General features: G+C 67.6%; 17 protein-coding genes and 1 pseudogene. 13 read left to right on the top strand and 5 right to left on the bottom strand.

Annotation, left to right across the window (positions count from 1 at the left end; genetic code table 11):
* The first annotated feature begins 4 nt into the window (after positions 1-4).
* The 10 genes and pseudogenes from IM777_RS05585 (at position 5) to IM777_RS05545 (ending at position 9338) form a co-directional block, all read left to right on the top strand.
* Complete coding sequence (locus IM777_RS05585) at positions 5-874, top strand: cytochrome c biogenesis CcdA family protein (RefSeq protein ID WP_102209895.1); 870 nt, start codon at positions 5-7, stop codon at positions 872-874.
* The gene (locus IM777_RS05580; protein ID WP_194384911.1) at positions 871-2115 is read left to right on the top strand and encodes a hypothetical protein; all 1245 of its coding nucleotides are present in this window, start codon (positions 871-873) and stop codon (positions 2113-2115) included. Before IM777_RS05585 ends, IM777_RS05580 begins: the two co-directional genes overlap by 4 nt.
* 71 nt (positions 2116-2186) lie before the next feature.
* Complete coding sequence (locus tag IM777_RS05575; protein ID WP_036542718.1) at positions 2187-3596, top strand: MBL fold metallo-hydrolase; 1410 nt, start codon at positions 2187-2189, stop codon at positions 3594-3596.
* Positions 3597-3696: 100 nt separating this feature from the next.
* A pseudogene (locus IM777_RS17495) lies at positions 3697-3951 on the top strand (rhodanese-like domain-containing protein); the annotation flags it as partial.
* 112 nt (positions 3952-4063) lie between these two features.
* Positions 4064-4297 carry a YgaP-like transmembrane domain gene (locus IM777_RS17490; RefSeq protein ID WP_218871006.1) on the top strand — a complete coding sequence of 78 codons (234 nt, stop codon included), beginning with the start codon at positions 4064-4066 and terminating at the stop codon, positions 4295-4297.
* Positions 4298-4418: 121 nt separating this feature from the next.
* Positions 4419-5312 carry a sulfite exporter TauE/SafE family protein gene (locus tag IM777_RS05565; protein WP_036542721.1) on the top strand — a complete coding sequence of 298 codons (894 nt, stop codon included), beginning with the start codon at positions 4419-4421 and terminating at the stop codon, positions 5310-5312.
* Positions 5313-5366: 54 nt separating this feature from the next.
* Positions 5367-5732, top strand: a complete 366-nt coding sequence (locus tag IM777_RS05560) for a thioredoxin family protein (RefSeq protein WP_194384910.1) — start codon at positions 5367-5369, stop codon at positions 5730-5732.
* Between the two features lie 96 nt (positions 5733-5828).
* On the top strand, positions 5829-7457 hold the full coding sequence (gene lnt / locus IM777_RS05555; RefSeq protein WP_187326203.1) for an apolipoprotein N-acyltransferase: 1629 nt from the start codon (positions 5829-5831) through the stop codon (positions 7455-7457).
* A 201-nt stretch (positions 7458-7658) separates the two neighbouring features.
* Positions 7659-8897 carry an IS256 family transposase gene (locus tag IM777_RS05550; RefSeq protein WP_194385461.1) on the top strand — a complete coding sequence of 413 codons (1239 nt, stop codon included), beginning with the start codon at positions 7659-7661 and terminating at the stop codon, positions 8895-8897.
* 111 nt (positions 8898-9008) lie between these two features.
* Positions 9009-9338, top strand: a complete 330-nt coding sequence (locus IM777_RS05545) for a hypothetical protein (protein ID WP_026095586.1) — start codon at positions 9009-9011, stop codon at positions 9336-9338.
* Here IM777_RS05545 and IM777_RS05540 read toward each other — a convergent pair.
* Positions 9319-10165, bottom strand: a protein-coding gene (locus tag IM777_RS05540) for an IS5 family transposase (protein ID WP_233449959.1) whose coding sequence is annotated in 2 segments (ribosomal slippage) — positions 9319-9858 and positions 9860-10165 — 846 coding nt in all. Because the reading frame shifts where the segments join, the coding sequence is not laid out codon by codon here. The genes IM777_RS05545 and IM777_RS05540 overlap by 20 nt on opposite strands.
* Before the next feature lie 184 nt (positions 10166-10349).
* On the opposite strand from IM777_RS05540, the gene IM777_RS05535 reads away from it, so the two are divergent.
* Positions 10350-11570, top strand: a complete 1221-nt coding sequence (locus IM777_RS05535; protein ID WP_194384909.1) for a cytochrome P450 — start codon at positions 10350-10352, stop codon at positions 11568-11570.
* Between the two features lie 150 nt (positions 11571-11720).
* Here the strand turns inward: IM777_RS05535 and IM777_RS05530 are convergent, their stop codons facing one another.
* Together IM777_RS05530 and cmtR are read right to left on the bottom strand one after the other, a co-directional pair.
* The gene (locus tag IM777_RS05530; RefSeq protein ID WP_194384908.1) at positions 11721-12326 is read right to left on the bottom strand and encodes a cadmium resistance transporter; all 606 of its coding nucleotides are present in this window, start codon (positions 12324-12326) and stop codon (positions 11721-11723) included.
* The gene (gene cmtR / locus IM777_RS05525) at positions 12323-12682 is read right to left on the bottom strand and encodes a Cd(II)/Pb(II)-sensing metalloregulatory transcriptional regulator CmtR (protein WP_194385460.1); all 360 of its coding nucleotides are present in this window, start codon (positions 12680-12682) and stop codon (positions 12323-12325) included. Before cmtR ends, IM777_RS05530 begins: the two co-directional genes overlap by 4 nt.
* Positions 12683-12750: 68 nt before the next feature.
* Here cmtR and IM777_RS05520 point away from each other — a divergent pair, with 68 nt between their 5' ends.
* Complete coding sequence (locus IM777_RS05520) at positions 12751-13107, top strand: vitamin K epoxide reductase family protein (protein WP_228480969.1); 357 nt, start codon at positions 12751-12753, stop codon at positions 13105-13107.
* Here IM777_RS05520 and IM777_RS05515 read toward each other — a convergent pair.
* Positions 13087-14397 carry an ISL3 family transposase gene (locus tag IM777_RS05515; protein ID WP_194384023.1) on the bottom strand — a complete coding sequence of 437 codons (1311 nt, stop codon included), beginning with the start codon at positions 14395-14397 and terminating at the stop codon, positions 13087-13089. The genes IM777_RS05520 and IM777_RS05515 overlap by 21 nt on opposite strands.
* On the opposite strand from IM777_RS05515, the gene IM777_RS05510 reads away from it, so the two are divergent.
* Entirely contained in the window at positions 14392-14775 is a 384-nt protein-coding gene (locus IM777_RS05510; protein WP_194384907.1) for a vitamin K epoxide reductase family protein, read from the top strand. The two genes, IM777_RS05515 and IM777_RS05510, sit on opposite strands and share 6 nt — an antisense overlap.
* A 27-nt stretch (positions 14776-14802) precedes the next feature.
* On the opposite strand, the gene IM777_RS05505 is transcribed toward IM777_RS05510, so the two are convergent.
* Complete coding sequence (locus tag IM777_RS05505; RefSeq protein ID WP_228480968.1) at positions 14803-15270, bottom strand: signal peptidase II; 468 nt, start codon at positions 15268-15270, stop codon at positions 14803-14805.
* Positions 15271-15277: the final 7 nt, after the last annotated feature.

Genomic DNA, 15277 nt, shown 5'->3' with positions numbered 1-15277 from the left:
CGGCGTGGACATCGGACTGCTCGCCGCGTTCGCCGGCGGCACGCTCGCGCTGCTGAGCCCGTGCGCGGCGCTGCTGATGCCGGCGTTCTTCGCCTCCACGATCGGCAGCGGGCCCCGGCTGCTGCTGCACGGAGCCGTGTTCTACGTCGGCCTGCTGACCGTCCTGGTCCCCGTGGGGGTCGGAGCCGGCGCCCTGGGGACGCTGTTCGTGACTCACCGGCAGGCGATCGTGCTCGTCGCCTCGCTGGTCCTGGTCGTCCTCGGCGCGGCGCAGGCGCTCGGGTTCGGGTTCGACCCTGCCCGGCTGCTACCGGCCGGGGCAGACCTGCACGCGCAAGCGGCGTCCAAGACCGGACTCGTCAAGACGGTGCTGCTGGGCGCTGCCAGCGGCATCGCGGGATTCTGCGCCGGCCCGATCCTGGGCGCCGTGCTCACCCTGGCCGCCGCCCGCGGCGACACCCTCGCCGCCGGCGTCATGCTCGCCGTGTACGGCGCGGGCATGGTGCTGCCGCTGCTGCTGATCGCCGCGCTCTGGCAGCGCCTGGGCGCCCGTGGACGCCGGTTCCTGCGCGGGCGATCGTTCACCGTGCTGGGCCGGGAGCTGCACACCACCTCGGTGGTCACCGGGCTGCTGATCGTGGGCGTCGGGGTGCTGTTCTGGACCACCAACGGCCTGGTCGGGGCTCCCGAACTGGTTCCGCTCGACGCCCAGGCCTGGCTCCAGGAGAACACCGCGATCCTGGCGAACCCGATCCTGGACATCCTCGCCGTCGTCCTCATCGCCGGGATCGTGCTCGTGCTCTGGGCCAGACGCCGCCGTACCCACGCTCGCGCTGACGCCCAGGCGGGCGAGCACCGCGCGGAACAGTCATGACGCCGCGCCGGGGACGCTCCAGCCTTGCCCTCGCCGCCGTGGCCGCGCTGCTGGTGACCGGCTGCGGGGCATCCGAGCCCGAGCCCGTAAGAGACCCCTACCCGGTCGATGGGTCGCTACCCGTGGTGGACACCTCGGGCTTGCAGCTGCCGACGCCGTTCGAGGAGCTGGAGGTCGTGGACCCCGGGTGGGACATCACTCCTCAGTACGCGGACGGGGTGTACCTGGCCGCCGGTGAACGCGACGGTGTGCTGGAGTTCACCGCCGTGGACGTCTACGGGGACGTGCTGTGGGCCGCGCAACGTCCAGCGAGCTGCACCGGGTTCGTCGTGACCACCGACGCGCACGGCCGAGCCCTCGCGATCCTGGGCGACCTCCAGATCACGGCCGATGCCCTGGCCGCGACGACTGCCACCGCCTACGACCTGACGACCGGGGAACAGGTCTGGGGTCCGGTCGAGGTGCCCGGCCCCTACCAAGGCCCCGGCCTGGTCTTCGCCGCACCTCCCGATGGCTTCATGGGCGAGACCGGCCCACGCGTCGCGCTCGATCCCACCACCGGAGACGTCGCGGCCGACGAGTCGAGCCCTGAAGGTATCCGCATCATCGGCGAGTACCACGGCATCGTGCTGCTCACCCACGAGGACGCTCTGATCGCGCGCGACACGGCCGACGATCACGAGCTCTGGCGCATCCCCCTCGCCGAGCACGGCTGGACAGCGGCGTCCATCAGCGCGTCCCTGCGCCCTGAACCGGGAGACGGGCTCGCGCTCATCGCCACCTCCGAGACCACCGGCGCGCTCCTCAACCTGGATCAGGGCAGCATCGTGAGCAGCACCGCCCGCGACGCCGCCGTAGACCCCACCACGGGGACCCTCGTCACCCTGGACGACACCGGCCTGCACGGCTACGACGCCGACGACCGACCGCTGTGGTCCCTGCCTGTTGCCGCCGAGACCACCATCGCCGCGATCGGCGGCGTCTTCCTCTACCTGCGAGAGGACGGGGCGATCCGGGTCCACAACGTCCTCACCGGCGATGTCGCCCAAGCCTACGAACCCGACGGCCAAGGACCGATCATCGTGCCCACCCACATCACCATCAACGGCGCTGCACTCTTCCTCCAGGAACGACGGCACCTGGTGGCGACGATCGCTGAGTCCCCTCTGAACGAGTCCTTCCCGACGTCCAGCCACGCGGGCATGTCGATCGTGGGCGCTCGGGTCGCAGACTCGACTTGAAATACCCCAGGGGGTATGAGACGGTAAAAATACCCCCCAGGGTATCGATGACATCGACGGAAGGATGAACAGTGCTCCTCGAACGCATCTACGACGAGGACCTGGCGCAGGCCGGGTACTTCATCGGCTGCCAGGCCAAGGGCGAGGCGGTGGTGATCGACGCGCGCCGCGACATCGCGGACTACCTGGCGCTCGCGGCCAAGCACGGCATGCGGATCGTCGCAGTGACCGAGACCCACATCCACGCTGACTACCTGTCCGGGACCCGCGAGCTGGCTGCGGCGGTCGGCGCCGAGGTCTACGTCTCCGGCGAGGGCGGCGCGGACTGGCAGTACGGGTTCGACGCCCGGCGTCTGTACGACCGCGACACGATCACGATCGGCAACATCACGATCCAGGCCCGGCACACGCCTGGTCACACTCCTGAGCACCTGGTGTTCCTGGTCACCGACGGCGCCTTCGCCAGCGAGCCCGGCTACCTCATCTCCGGCGACTTCGTGTTCGCCGGGGACCTGGGCCGCCCCGACCTGCTGGACGAGGCCGCGGGCGGGGTCGACACCCGCTTCGAGGGCGCGCGGCAACTGTTCACCAGCTTGCGTGAGGTGTTCCTGACCTTGCCGGATCACGTCCAGGTCCACCCGGGGCACGGCTCCGGCAGTGCGTGCGGCAAGGCGCTCGGCGCGCTGCCCTCGACCACGGTCGGCTACGAACGCGCGAACGCCTGGTGGTCGCGCCACCTGGCTGCCGACGACGAGCAGGGGTTCATCGAGGAGCTGCTCGACGGGCAGCCCGACGCGCACGCCTACTTCGCGAGGATGAAGAAGCAGAACCGCGAGGGTCCCGCCGTGCTGGGCGAGCGCGGCCCGGTGCCCGAGCTGGCCGTAGCGGAGGTGGCGCGGCGGCTGGAGGCCGACGAGATCACCTTCGTCGACACCCGCCCGCCGGCGCAGGCCCATCAGGGCACCGTTGCCGGCTCGCTCAACATCCCCGACGGCTCCAAGACCGCCACCTATGCCGCCTGGGCCTACGATCCCGAGGCCGACTCGCGTCCGCTGGTGCTGCTGGCCGAGGACCAGACCGCCGCCCAGGCGATCGCGGATCGGCTGCTGCGGGTCGGCATCGACCAGACCGCCGGCTACGTCACCACCATCGACGGGCTTCCCCGGTTCGTCCCGCCCCTCATCGAGCCGGCAGAGCTGGCAGGTTTCGATGCCGCGCTGCTGCTGGACGTGCGCCAGCGCGGCGAGTACGCCGCCGGGCACATCCCCGGCGCCACACAGCTCAGCGCCGCACGCGTCCTCTGGCACCAAGACGAGCTGCCGCGCTCCGGCACGATCGTGACCTATTGCCAGTCCGGGATGCGGAACACCGTCGCCGCGAGTGCCCTACGACGCGCCGGGCACGCCGTCGTCGAGCTCGACGGCAGCTATAACGCCTGGCGCGCATGGCAGGAGACCACCAGCGAGACCGCGCTGGCCTGACGCACAGCAGAACGATCGCATCCTCCGACGGGCGGTCGGCCCCAGCCCCTTCCATTCGCATCTCCGCTGCCCGCGGCCAGACCTGACGAGGAACCACCCCATGACCGATCCCTCCGCCGAGCTCCGAACGCTCACCGCCGAGGAGCTCGCCCAGTGGCGTCAGCTCCACGACGACCTCACGATCATCGACGTGCGGTCCCCGGCCGAGTTCGAGACCCTCCACATTCACGGCTCGTACAACGTCCCGCTGCCGCTGCTGACCGAACACGCCTCGGATCTGGCAGAGCGGCTCGGGCACCGCGCGGTACTCGTGTGCCAGTCCGGCAACCGCGCCACCCAGGCCCAGCAGCATCTCGCTGCCGCCGGCGTGCGGACGGCCAACGTGCTCACCGGCGGCGTGCCCGCCTTCGAGGCCGCTGGCGGCCAGGTGGTCCGCAGCGCAGCTCGCTGGGACATCGAGCGCCGGGGTGCGGTTCACGGCCGGGCTGATCGTCCTGGTGAGCCTGCTCGTGGCCGAGTTCCTCTGGCCGGAGTCCCGGTTCATCGCGTTCGCGCTCAGCGCCGGGCTCGTCGTCGCGGCGCTCACCGGCTCCTGCCTGATGGGCCGCATCCTCTCCCGCATGCCCTGGAACAAGGTCACGGCCAGCCCCACCGCACGGAGCGCGATCGCATCCATCCCGGTCGCGACCCAGGAACTGTGATGCCCTGGCGTGCTCCGACGTTCCGACGGCGTTCAACTGCAACGACCCCGCATCTAGGACCGGCATCGGCACGGTCGGCGTCACGACCCGCAGCACCAACCGCGATGCCCGGTGAGCACGAGTGAGCGGCACCCTGATCCTCACCCTCGTGCTCGCCGTGGGTGTCGGGCTCGCGCTAGGGACGCTCGGCGGTGGCGGGTCGATCCTGACCGTCCCGCTGCTCACCTACATCGCGGGCATGCCCCCGAAAGAGGCCATCGCGGCCTCGCTGCTGATCGTCGGCGTGACCTCGTTGTCCAGCCTCGTCGTGCACGCCCGGCACCGTCGAGTCCGATGGCGCACCGGGCTCATCTTCGGAGCCGCTGGAATGGTGGGCGCCTTCGCCGGAGGACTCATCGGAGGCCAGCTCCCCGGTGCCGTGCTGATGGTGGCCTTCGCGATCATGATGATCGCCACCGCGATCGCGATGGTCACCAGAAAGCCCAGGCGCGACACCGACCAACCCACGGCCGATGCCGGGACCGAGCGCGCCCACTCGCTGCCGATGCTGCGGACCATGCTCGAAGGCATCGTCGTCGGCCTCATCACCGGGATCGTCGGCGCCGGCGGCGGCTTCCTCGTCGTCCCCGCCCTCGTGCTGCTGGGCGGCCTCAGCATGCCGGTGGCCGTGGGCACCTCACTGCTGGTGATCGCGATGAAGTCCTTCGCCGGACTCGCCGGCTACCTGACCACGGTGACCCTCGACTGGCCCCTGGTGGCCGCGGTCACTGCGATGGCCGTGCTCGGAGCGCTCCTCGGTGCGCGCCTGTCAGGACGCATACCAGCCGACGCCCTCCAGAAGGTCTTCGGCGTCTTCGTCCTGCTCACCGGAACGCTCGTGCTCGTGATCGAGCTGCCGCCGGCCTGGGCGATCGCCGCCGGAGGCCTCGGACTCATCACGGTGGTCCTCGTCCTCGTCTGCCGGCTGACCGCTCTCAACTGTCCCTTCGGCCTAGCCCGGCCGACCCCGGGCTGAACCACTTCACCTCACAACACACCGTCGCCGACCAGACTCCGGAGCCCCACCCTCATGACAACCATCGACCTCACCGAAGACGCATTCTCAGCCGCCATCACCGACCATCCCATCGTGCTGGTCGACTTCTGGGCCGCCTGGTGCGGACCATGCCGCAGCTTCGCCCCCGTCTTCGAGGCCGCGTCCACCGAGCATCCCGACATCCTGTTCGCCAAGGTCGACACCGAGGCCCAGGCATCCCTGGCCGCCGCCGCACAGATCACCTCCATCCCCCCGCTGATGGGCTTCAAAGACGGCGTCCTGGTCTACTCCCAGCCCGGAGCGCTCCCGGCCAAAGCGCTCCACGACCTGATCGGCAAAATCCGCGACCTCGACATGGACCACGTGCGCGCGCAAATGCAGGCGTCCGACCCTCGCTAGAACAGGGAGCGCATCATTTCCGGGCTCAGAGTCGAGACATCGGCCGACACGCGGACGCGGGCGTCCGAGACTGCGCCCTTGCCGCTATGGGCCGCGATGCCAGTCGCCGGCGTGGCCGGGCTCGCGATGGATGCGGCGTTCCCCGCACTCGGGTGGTGGCCGCTGGCGTTCGTCTCGGTGACGTTGTCCCTCGTCACTCTCATCGGGCGACGGTCCTGGGGGGCGCTGCTGGTCGGGACAGTCTTCGGCGCAGCGTTCTGGTTTCCTCACGTGTCATGGTCGGCGCAGTTTCTCGGGGAGCATCCGCTGAGCTGGGTCCCGTGGGTGGCCCTGGCTGGCGCGCTGACGATCTACACGGCTGTGCTGACGGTGCCGATCGCCCTCGCCTACCGATGGCTGCCGCGCCGGCGCAACGCCTTCGCGATGCGGCTGCTGGCGCTGCCGCTGCTGGTAGCGGGAGCCTGGACGATCCGCGAACTCATCATGGGCTCCTGGCCCTACGGCGGATTCCCGTGGGGACGGGTGGCGATGAGCCAATCGGAAAGCCCGATCGCTCCGGTCGCGTCATGGGTCGGCGTCTCCGGCCTGGGCTTCCTGATGGTCGCCGTGTGCGCCGCCGCGATCGAAGCAGTCCGTTGGATCGTGCGCGCGCAACCGGCACGCGGTAACGCCACCGAGCACCCGAGAACACCTCTCGCCTCGTGGGCGGCGTCGATCCCCGTGCTCGGTCTCGCAGCGGTGATGGTCCTGGTGCCGCAGTTCCCGACCAGTCACGCGGGCACCATCCGGGTGGGCGCTGTGCAGGGCAACGGCCCCGCCGCGTACGTCGATGAGCACGAACCGGGCGCGGTCCTGGAATCTCAGCTCGCCGCTTCCGCCCCTCTCGAAGACGAACAGGTCGACATCGTGCTCTGGCCCGAGGGCGGCGTCGACAGTGATCCCCTCGCCGACGAGGCCACCGCTCACGCGCTCGACGATGCAGCCGCCCGATACGACGCCCCGATCCTGCTCAACGCCGCCGCGGCAGACGGCCACCTCGTCTACAACACTTCCTTCCTCTGGACCTCGAACGGGCCGACGGCCGCGCACGCCAAACGCCATCCCGTCCCCTTCGGCGAGTACGTGCCCGACCGGTGGTTCTACGGCGCGCTCGTGCCCAGCCTGGTAGACCTCCTAGAACGCGAGTACGCCGCCGGCGTCGACACACCCGCCATCGAGGTCGACGGCGTAGAGGTGGGACTGGCGATCTGCTTCGACGTGGCCTTCGATGACGTCATTCACGAAGGCGCGCACAGCGGTGCCCAGGTGCTCATGTTCCAGACGAACAACGCCGACTTTCGCGACACCGATGAACACCTGCAACAGCTTGCGTTCGCGCGCATGCGCGCCATCGAGACCGGCCGCAGCGTCGTCAACCTCTCCACCACCGGCACCAGCCAGGTACTCGCCCCGAACGGCGCCACGCTGGCCGCACTAGCCGCGGACGAACCCGGACTCATGATCGCCGACCTTGAGCTCCGGGACGGGCTCACCGCCGCCGTCATGTTGGCGCAGTCGATCAACACGCTGATCGTCTCAGGCACTCTCGCCGGCTTTCTCGTCCTCGCCTTCCTCCTCCTGCGAGACCGTGCATCCTCGCGACACCATCGGGTGCTGGACTCCAGCCAACGAAGCAGCATCGGCCTGCACGAGTGCGCCGACGCGCATCGCCGAGAGCGCTTGTAGCGGAAGAACGCCGTTGCCGAGCGCAGCGATCTGCTGATTAGCCGTGAGTTGATGGATCGGATCAGTGATCCAACCACTGGGGAGACCCATCAACCACTCCACGAACTCGGGCGACGGCCGCGGTCCACTAGGGACTGTCTGATTAACGGTGGATCTGGTCTGGCCTGACCGAAAGGAAGGGCGATGACCGATGTCATCGAGATGATCGATCCTGTGACGGGAGAGATCATCGATGAGCAGCAGCTCGCGGAGCAGCTGCTGAAGCAGGCGAAGGAACAGGGTGTCGACCTCGTCGGCCCCCACGGGGTGCTGAACGGGCTCACCAAGCGGGTGCTGGAGACAGCGCTCGAGGCGGAGATGACCGAGCATCTTGGCTACGAGAAGCACGGCAACACGATCGCCGAGAACGCTCGCAACGGGATCCGATCGAAGACGGTGCTGACGGAGGTCGGTCCCGTCGAGATCGACGTTCCCAGAGACCGTGAGGGGTCGTTCGAGCCGAAGATCGTCAAGAAGCGGCAGCGGCGCCTGACCGGCGTGGATGAGATCGTGCTGTCGTTGACCGCGCGCGGGCTGACGACCGGCGAGGTGGCGGCGCACTTCGACGATGTCTACGGGGCGTCGGTGTCGAAGGACACGATCTCGAGGATCACCGACAAGGTCATCGAGGAGATGACCGAATGGCAGAACCGTCCGCTGGATCGCGTCTATCCTGTGGTGTTCATTGATGCTCTGGTGGTGAAGGTCCGAGACGGCCAGGTGCGGAACAAGCCGTTCTATATCGCCGTGGGCGTTACCGTGAACGGGGAGCGCGACATCCTCGGGATCTGGGCCGGCGATGGCGGCGAGGGGGCGAAGTTCTGGCTCGGCGTGTTGACGGAGATCAAGAACCGTGGCGCCGAGGATGTCTGCATCGTCGTCTGTGACGGGCTGAAGGGTCTGCCGGAATCGATCAACACCGCCTGGCCGCTCGCGACGGTGCAGACCTGCATCATCCATCTGATCCGCAACACGTTCCGGTTCGCGTCTCGCCATTACTGGGAAGAGATGGGCAAGGACCTGCGCCCTGTCTACACGGCGCCGACCGAAGCGGCCGCTCGTGAGCGATTCGTGGAGTTCGACGCGAAATGGGGTCAGCAGTATCCGGCGATCAGCAAGCTCTGGCAGAACGCCTGGAGTGAGTTCGTGCCGTTCCTGGACTGGGACGTGGAAATCCGACGGATCATCTGCAGCACGAACGCGATCGAGTCACTCAACGCCCGGTACCGCAGAGCAGTCCGGGCACGCGGGCATTTCCCGAACGACGCCGCCGCGCTGAAATGTCTCTACCTCGTGACCCGCTCGCTTGACCCGACCGGGCGCGGCAGGGCACGCTGGGCGACGAGGTGGAAGCCGGCGCTGAACGCGTTCGCGATCGCATTCGAAGGCCGAATCAACTAATGAACGCCAAACCAGATCCACCGTTTATCGGACACACCCGTCCACTAGGGCGTGTTGATCAAGAAGGTGCGGGGTGGCCAGCCGCCGTGAGTTGCGCGGGAGAATGGGCGTGTGAAGATCCAGGTGCTGCATATCGAGGATTGCCCGAATTGGCAGGAGGCGGGCGATCGAGTACGGCTGGTGCTCGACTCGATCGGACGGGGCGATGTTCCGGTGGAGTTCGTGTTGATCCGCACCGAGGCTGAGGCGGTGAGCTCTGGTTTCGCGGGCTCGCCCACGATTCTTCTGGACGGTCAGGACTTGTTCCCGTCCCAGGGGAACACTGCCGACTTGGCGTGCAGGGTCTATCTGACCGAGCGCGGCTTTGCGGGTGCGCCGACGGTGGGACAGCTTGAGCGCACGCTGCAGGAGCGCGAAGCGCTCAGCGGAGATCGGTCTTGATCCAGATCAGCGCCGCGGCGAGGCTGACGGCGGCTCGGTAGTTGCGGGCGAGTTTGTCCGAGCGCATCGCGATGCCGCGCCACTGCTTGAGACGGTTGAAGCAGCGTTCTACGACGTTGCGTCCCTTGTAGCGTTCCTTCTGCTTGTCGCCGAAAGCGATCGGCCGGCCCGGCTTCTTGCGGCGGTGCGCGATCTGGTCGTCCCGCTCGGGGATGGTCGCCGCGATCCTCCGGTCGCGGAGCCAGGCGCGGTTCGCCCTTGAGGGGTACCCCTTGTCGGCGAGCACCCGGTCGGGGCGGGTGCGGGGGCGGCCCTTCCCGTCGCGGGGAACGCGGATGTTCTCCAGCACCGCGCTCATCATCGTGGTGTCGTTGATGTTCCCGGCGGTGATCATCATGCTCAGCGGCCGGCCGCGGCCGTCGCAGACCAGGTGCAGTTTGGTCGTCAGCCCGCCGCGGGAGCGTCCGATCCCGTGATCAGGCGGCTCGGACCACGGATTCTTGTGATTCGGCACAGCCCCCTGTGTCCCGGGCGAGGGTCGCGCCGTGCTGATGCACGCGCGCGATCGTGGAGTCGATCGAGACGACCCAGTCGATTTCCCCAGCGGCGTCGGCCTGCTTCTGCACCTCGGTGAGCAGCTTCTGCCAGGTGCCGTCCCCGGCCCACCGGTTGAACCGCTTGTAGATCGAGTTCCACTTCCCGAACCGTTCCGGAACGTCACGCCACGGCGCACCGGTCCGGTACTTCCACGCCATCCCCTCGATAGCGAGCCGGTGATCCGTCCACGGCCGCGACCGACCGGTCACCGTCGGCATCAACGGCTCCATCACGGCCCACACCTCGTCAGAGATCTCCTGTCGCGTCACCGTTCAAGACTCACCCACCGAGGAGCGGAACCTCTTGATCAACACGCCCTAGCTGTGGCTCTTGCCGTGATCGTGACCTTGGTCACGTTGCGCCGCCTATTCAAGCCCCTCGACAATTGCGTACTCCGGCACATACCGTCAGTGCATGTCGAAGCAGAGGACGTCGGCGCTTCCGGTTCTTCCCGGCGATCGAACGCTCGAGTTCCGAGCGCGTGGGTATGCGTTCGGGCAGCACGGGTTCGACACGGTGGGAACCGATGCTTTCACTACCCGCCTTCTGGGGAGACGCGTGACTTTCGCTCACGGCAGCGGGTGGGTGCGCTTCTTCTACGAGGGTGACCGATTCACTCGGGATCGAGCGATGCCTCGCTCGGTGAAGCACTCCTTGCAGGACGAAGGAAGTGTACAGACGCTCGTCGGTCCTGAGCACCGGCATCGCAAAGCGCTTTTCGTCGGCATGCTCGACACGCCAGCTCGCACCGATCTGGATCGCCGTGTCGCGGAGGCGTGGCAACAGGAATGGGCGGCAGCGTCCGGTAGCCCCGTGTCCCTGCAGGAGCTGGCCGGGCGCTCCCTGACCGCCGGAGTGTGTGCGTGGGCGGATATTCCGCTCAGCGACCGCGACCTCGACCGAAGAACGACCGAGTTCGCGGCGATGATCGACGGCGCAGGATCCTTCGGCCCACGGAACGTGCGAGGCCGGGCGCTCCGGCTGCGCACGGAAGCATGGGCGCGACAGGTGCTCCGCGACTCGCCGACAGGGACCATCCCTGCCAAGGTGGCTGGCCATCGCGACGCAGATGGACGGTTGCTCGAGGAGCGCGTCGCCGCCGTGGAGCTCCTCAACCTGCTTCGACCCACCGTTGCGATAGCGCGCTTCATCATGTTCGCGGCGCTCGCGTTGCATCTTCATCCTGAATGGCGTGCGCGCGTCGCCGAGGACGAGGGGTCACGATCTGCCTTTGCCCAGGAAGTGCGCCGCACTACGCCGTTTTTCCCCGTGGTCGGCGGGACCGCCGCGCGTGATCTGGAATGGGAGGGCGTTCGTTTCGCGCGAGGCGATTGGGTGATCATCGACCTCTTCGCCACCAACCGTGATCCTCGGCTTTGGGAAGATCCCCTCACTTTTGCTCCCGACCGATTTGTCACGGGCGAGCCGCACCGCAACGCTCTTGTGCCGCAAGGCGGTGGGTTCTACGAGGACGGCCACCGTTGCCCAGGTGAACCTGCGACGGTGGACCTCCTCGCTTCCGCTGCGGGACGGCTGGCCGCTGCGGACTACACAGTCCCAGGCCAGGACTTTCGGGTCGACCTGCGGCGCTTCCCAGCGCAACCCGAAGACAGGTTCGTGCTCATCCCCGCCTAACGTCTGCGGGTGAACGGCCGATGATCGGGACGTAGGCCCCGGCTGATGCGCGCGACCGCCCCGCACCGTCTGGCGCACCAAACCTTCCCCCGAAGCCGAGGCCCACCCCGGCTTCTGGATGGGAGACCGGTTTACTTTGCTCGTAGTGCGTCAGAGCCCGAATGCCCCGCCGCTGACGAGGATGAAGATGCCCAGGCCGATCAGAACGATCGGGAACAGGATGTGCTCCCAGCGTTCCAGGATTTCCGCGATCGGACGTCGCGTGGCAATGAACTTGGCCATGATCACCAGGACCGCAACGAGCGCGAGGAACACAACACAGTAGGCGACCACGGCAGCGGGCCCCACACTGAGGAAGACCGGCACGTAGACGCCGATGTTGTCCCCGCCGTTGGCGAAGGTGACACCGGCTACAGCCCAGACGGCGACCTTTTTGCCTTCGATCTTGCCCTCATCGTCATCGTCATCGTCGTGCCGACCACGCCATGCCTGCCAGGCCGCCCAAAGCCCCAATCCCAACGGGATCAGGCCGAAGTACGGGATGACCTCGGGAGGCAGGAACGCCCCGGCACCGAGAGCTACGAGTACGGCCGCGCCAAGAATACCGGCGAATCCCAGATACTGCCCGACCAGGATTCGAGCGGTCGTGCCTCGTTGTCCCGCGCCGCGGCCGAAGAACAGCGACAGCACGATGATGTCGTCGATGTTCGTGACAAGGAACAGGCCGATCGCTTGCAGGATGGAGAGGAAGATCATGCGGTCCCCTCCGTCGTGCAGCATTCCGGAGCCGCGCAGGAGGGATCGATGCACCCGGCTGCATGGTCAACGGCCAAGGTCGTGTCCAGCAGGGCAGTAAGCGCCCGGCTGAGACGGGCGTCGGCGACCTCGTACCGAGTTCGGCGGCCCTCGGGCTCGGCGACGACGATGCCGCAGTCACGGAGGCAGGTCAGGTGGTTGGACACGTTGGACGGGCTGAGCTCCAGCTCGCGGGCGAGCGCCGCAGGATAGATCGGGCCGTCAAGCAGGGTCATGAGAATGCGTGAGCGTGTCGGGTCGGCCATCGCGCGGCCGAGCCGATTCATCACGTCCAGACGATCAGTTATAGTCAGCACACGATGAACATACACGGTTCGCTGTGTGATCGCTAACCGTCCCGCATAAATCTCGCGATGGGTGAAAGTTGTCACAGTTCGTGCGCCGTGAATTCTTCTTCGGCTTGTTCCTCATGCTGTCTGGCGCCATCGGGTTGACGGCAGCGATGGCGCTGTCCATCGAGAAGATCGAAAAGCTGACCAACCCCGATACGGGCCTCAGCTGCGACTTCTCCGTGTTGGTGCAATGCTCCGCGAACCTCGACAGCGCTCAAGGAGCCGCATTCGGGGTTCCCAATCCGTTCCTCGGACTGGTCGGATTCGCGCTCGTGGTGTGCGTCGGCGTCACGGTGTGGGCGGTCCCGCACTTCGCGCGCTGGTTCTGGATGCTGTTCAACATCGGTGTCGCGGGGGCCTTTGGGGGCTCATCGCGAATGAGAGTGTAGGAGCGGTCTGAATCCGCCGGCTTCGAGGAGCGATCTGGCGACGTAGTGCGTGAGGTTCCGGAAGCCGAGGGCGGAACCGCGAAGGTGCTCGAGCCGGCCGTTGATGGCCTCCGTTGGGCCGTTGCTCGTTCCGGGGCGGTCGAAGAACGCGAGGATGTCCGCGGCGCGCTGCTTCAGCGTGCGGCCGAGGCGACGGACCTCTTTGAGCAGCGCGGGGACGCCGTTGCTGACAGAGTCGATCACCGCCCGCATCATCTCCTTCGCCTTGTTCTTGTCGGGTTCGCGGTAGGCGGCGACGATGCGCTGGTAGATGCCCCAGGTCGCTTCGACCTCGACGTGCTCCTCGGCGGCGAATACCGCGTCGAGGCGGGCGGTCTGCTTCTCGGTGAGGAAGCTCGCGCCGGTGTGGAGGGTGCGGCGGACCCCGTAGAGCGGGTCGCCGGCGTGGCCGCGGTGCCCGAGGGTGTCTTGCTGGACGCGCTGCCGGGTCCGGTCGAGCGCGTCGCCGGCGAGGCGGACGACGTGGAACGGGTCCATCACGGGGACCGCGTCGGGGAGCTCTTCGGCCGCGGCGGTCTTGAAGCCGCTGAACCCGTCCATCGCGACCACCTCGATCGCCTTCGACCAGTCCTTGGGTCGGGCGGCGAGCCACTGCTTGAACACCTGCTTCGAGCGGCCCTCGACCATGTCCAGCAGCCTGGCCGGGCCCGTCTTGTTCCTCGCGGGGGTGAGGTCGATGATCACCGTCACGTACTTCTCGCCAAACCGTGTGTGACGCCAGACGTGCTCATCGACACCGATCGTGGTGACCCCGGCGAACCTCGCCGGGTCGTCGATCAGGCGACGCTTGCCTTCGGCGATGATCGCGGTGTTCGCAGTGTGCCAGGACACCCCGAGCCCTGCTGCGGCGCGGGTGACGGTGAGGTGGTCGACGACGATCGCGGTGAGTGCCCACGCGATCCCGCCGCGGGAGATCTTCGCCCGCGGCGCTGCCGCCTTCGACGTGTCCTGCCGCCAGGTGCGGCGGCAGTGCGTGCACCGGTAGCGGCGCACCCGGACCAGCAGCGTCGTCGGCCGATGCCCGAACGGCTCGTGCGCCAGCGGCCGCGTCACCGTGCCACGCGGCACGCCCTCCGCACCGCACTTCCGACACCACGGGTCGTCCTCGACGACGCGGCACTCCAGCACCGCCCGATCAGGCTCAAGCAGCTGCCCGACGGCTTGAAGGCCGAGCTCGTCGAGACGGCAGAACGTGGTCAGGTCAGGGGTCGCGAACGTAGGGTGGTGCAAGTCGAGGTCTTCCGGCGGTCGGTGAGTGTGAGAACTTCCATCCTGGAAGACCTCGACGCCTATCCGCGAACCAGCCGGCGGTCCCGGGCTACACCCTCAACTGCGAAGAGCCCCTTTGGGTTCGTGGTCTGGCTGATTGGGCAGAGCATCTACGTGCTGGGTACGCTCTGCCCCTGGTGCCTTGTGGTGTGGCTGACGACGCTCCCGCTGTTTTTCATCGTGACAGCTCGGAACCTGCGCGAGGGCGTCTTCGGTCAACGGGCACGGCGGGTTGGTGCGGTGTTGTGGCCGTGGATCACGCTCGTGACGGTCGCCGCGTACCTGGTTGTCGCGGTGCTCGCTCAGCTCCGCCTGAATGTCCTGGCGAGCATCGTCTAACCCGGATGACCTGTAATCGGGCCGAAGTCACTTCTCCTGGGGGGAGGTTGCCCCCGGGTGTTCGCTGCGCGTCTGGGACCGGTGGCTGCGGAGCATCTGGAGGATGCCGAGTCCGACGCCGACCCCGATGGCGATGTCGGCGATGTTTCCGATGAAGAGGTTGCCATAGGCGAGGAAGTCGGTGACGTGTCCACGGCCGAACCCGGGAGGCGCGAAGAGACGGTCGATGAGGTTGCCGATCGCTCCACCCCAGACGAATCCGATGGCGACCGCCCACATCGTGGACGGCGCCCGCCAGGCGGCGTAGAACAACGCGATCACTGCCACGATTCCGACCAGAGTGAACACCCAGGTGCTGCTCGAGCCGAGAGACATGACGGTCCCGGGGTTGAATGCAAGCTGCAGTCCCAGCAGGTCGCCGATCAGCGGAATGCGTTCTTGCTCGCTCAGCTGTGCGAGCGCGAGGGCTTTCGTGCCCTGGTCCACGACAGTCATAGCAAGT

This window comes from Microbacterium luteum (genome assembly GCF_015277875.1).
Taxonomy (GTDB): domain Bacteria; phylum Actinomycetota; class Actinomycetes; order Actinomycetales; family Microbacteriaceae; genus Microbacterium; species Microbacterium luteum.
The sequence above is the reverse complement of the archived record's forward strand: the minus strand, read 5'-3'. Positions and strand labels throughout refer to the sequence as shown.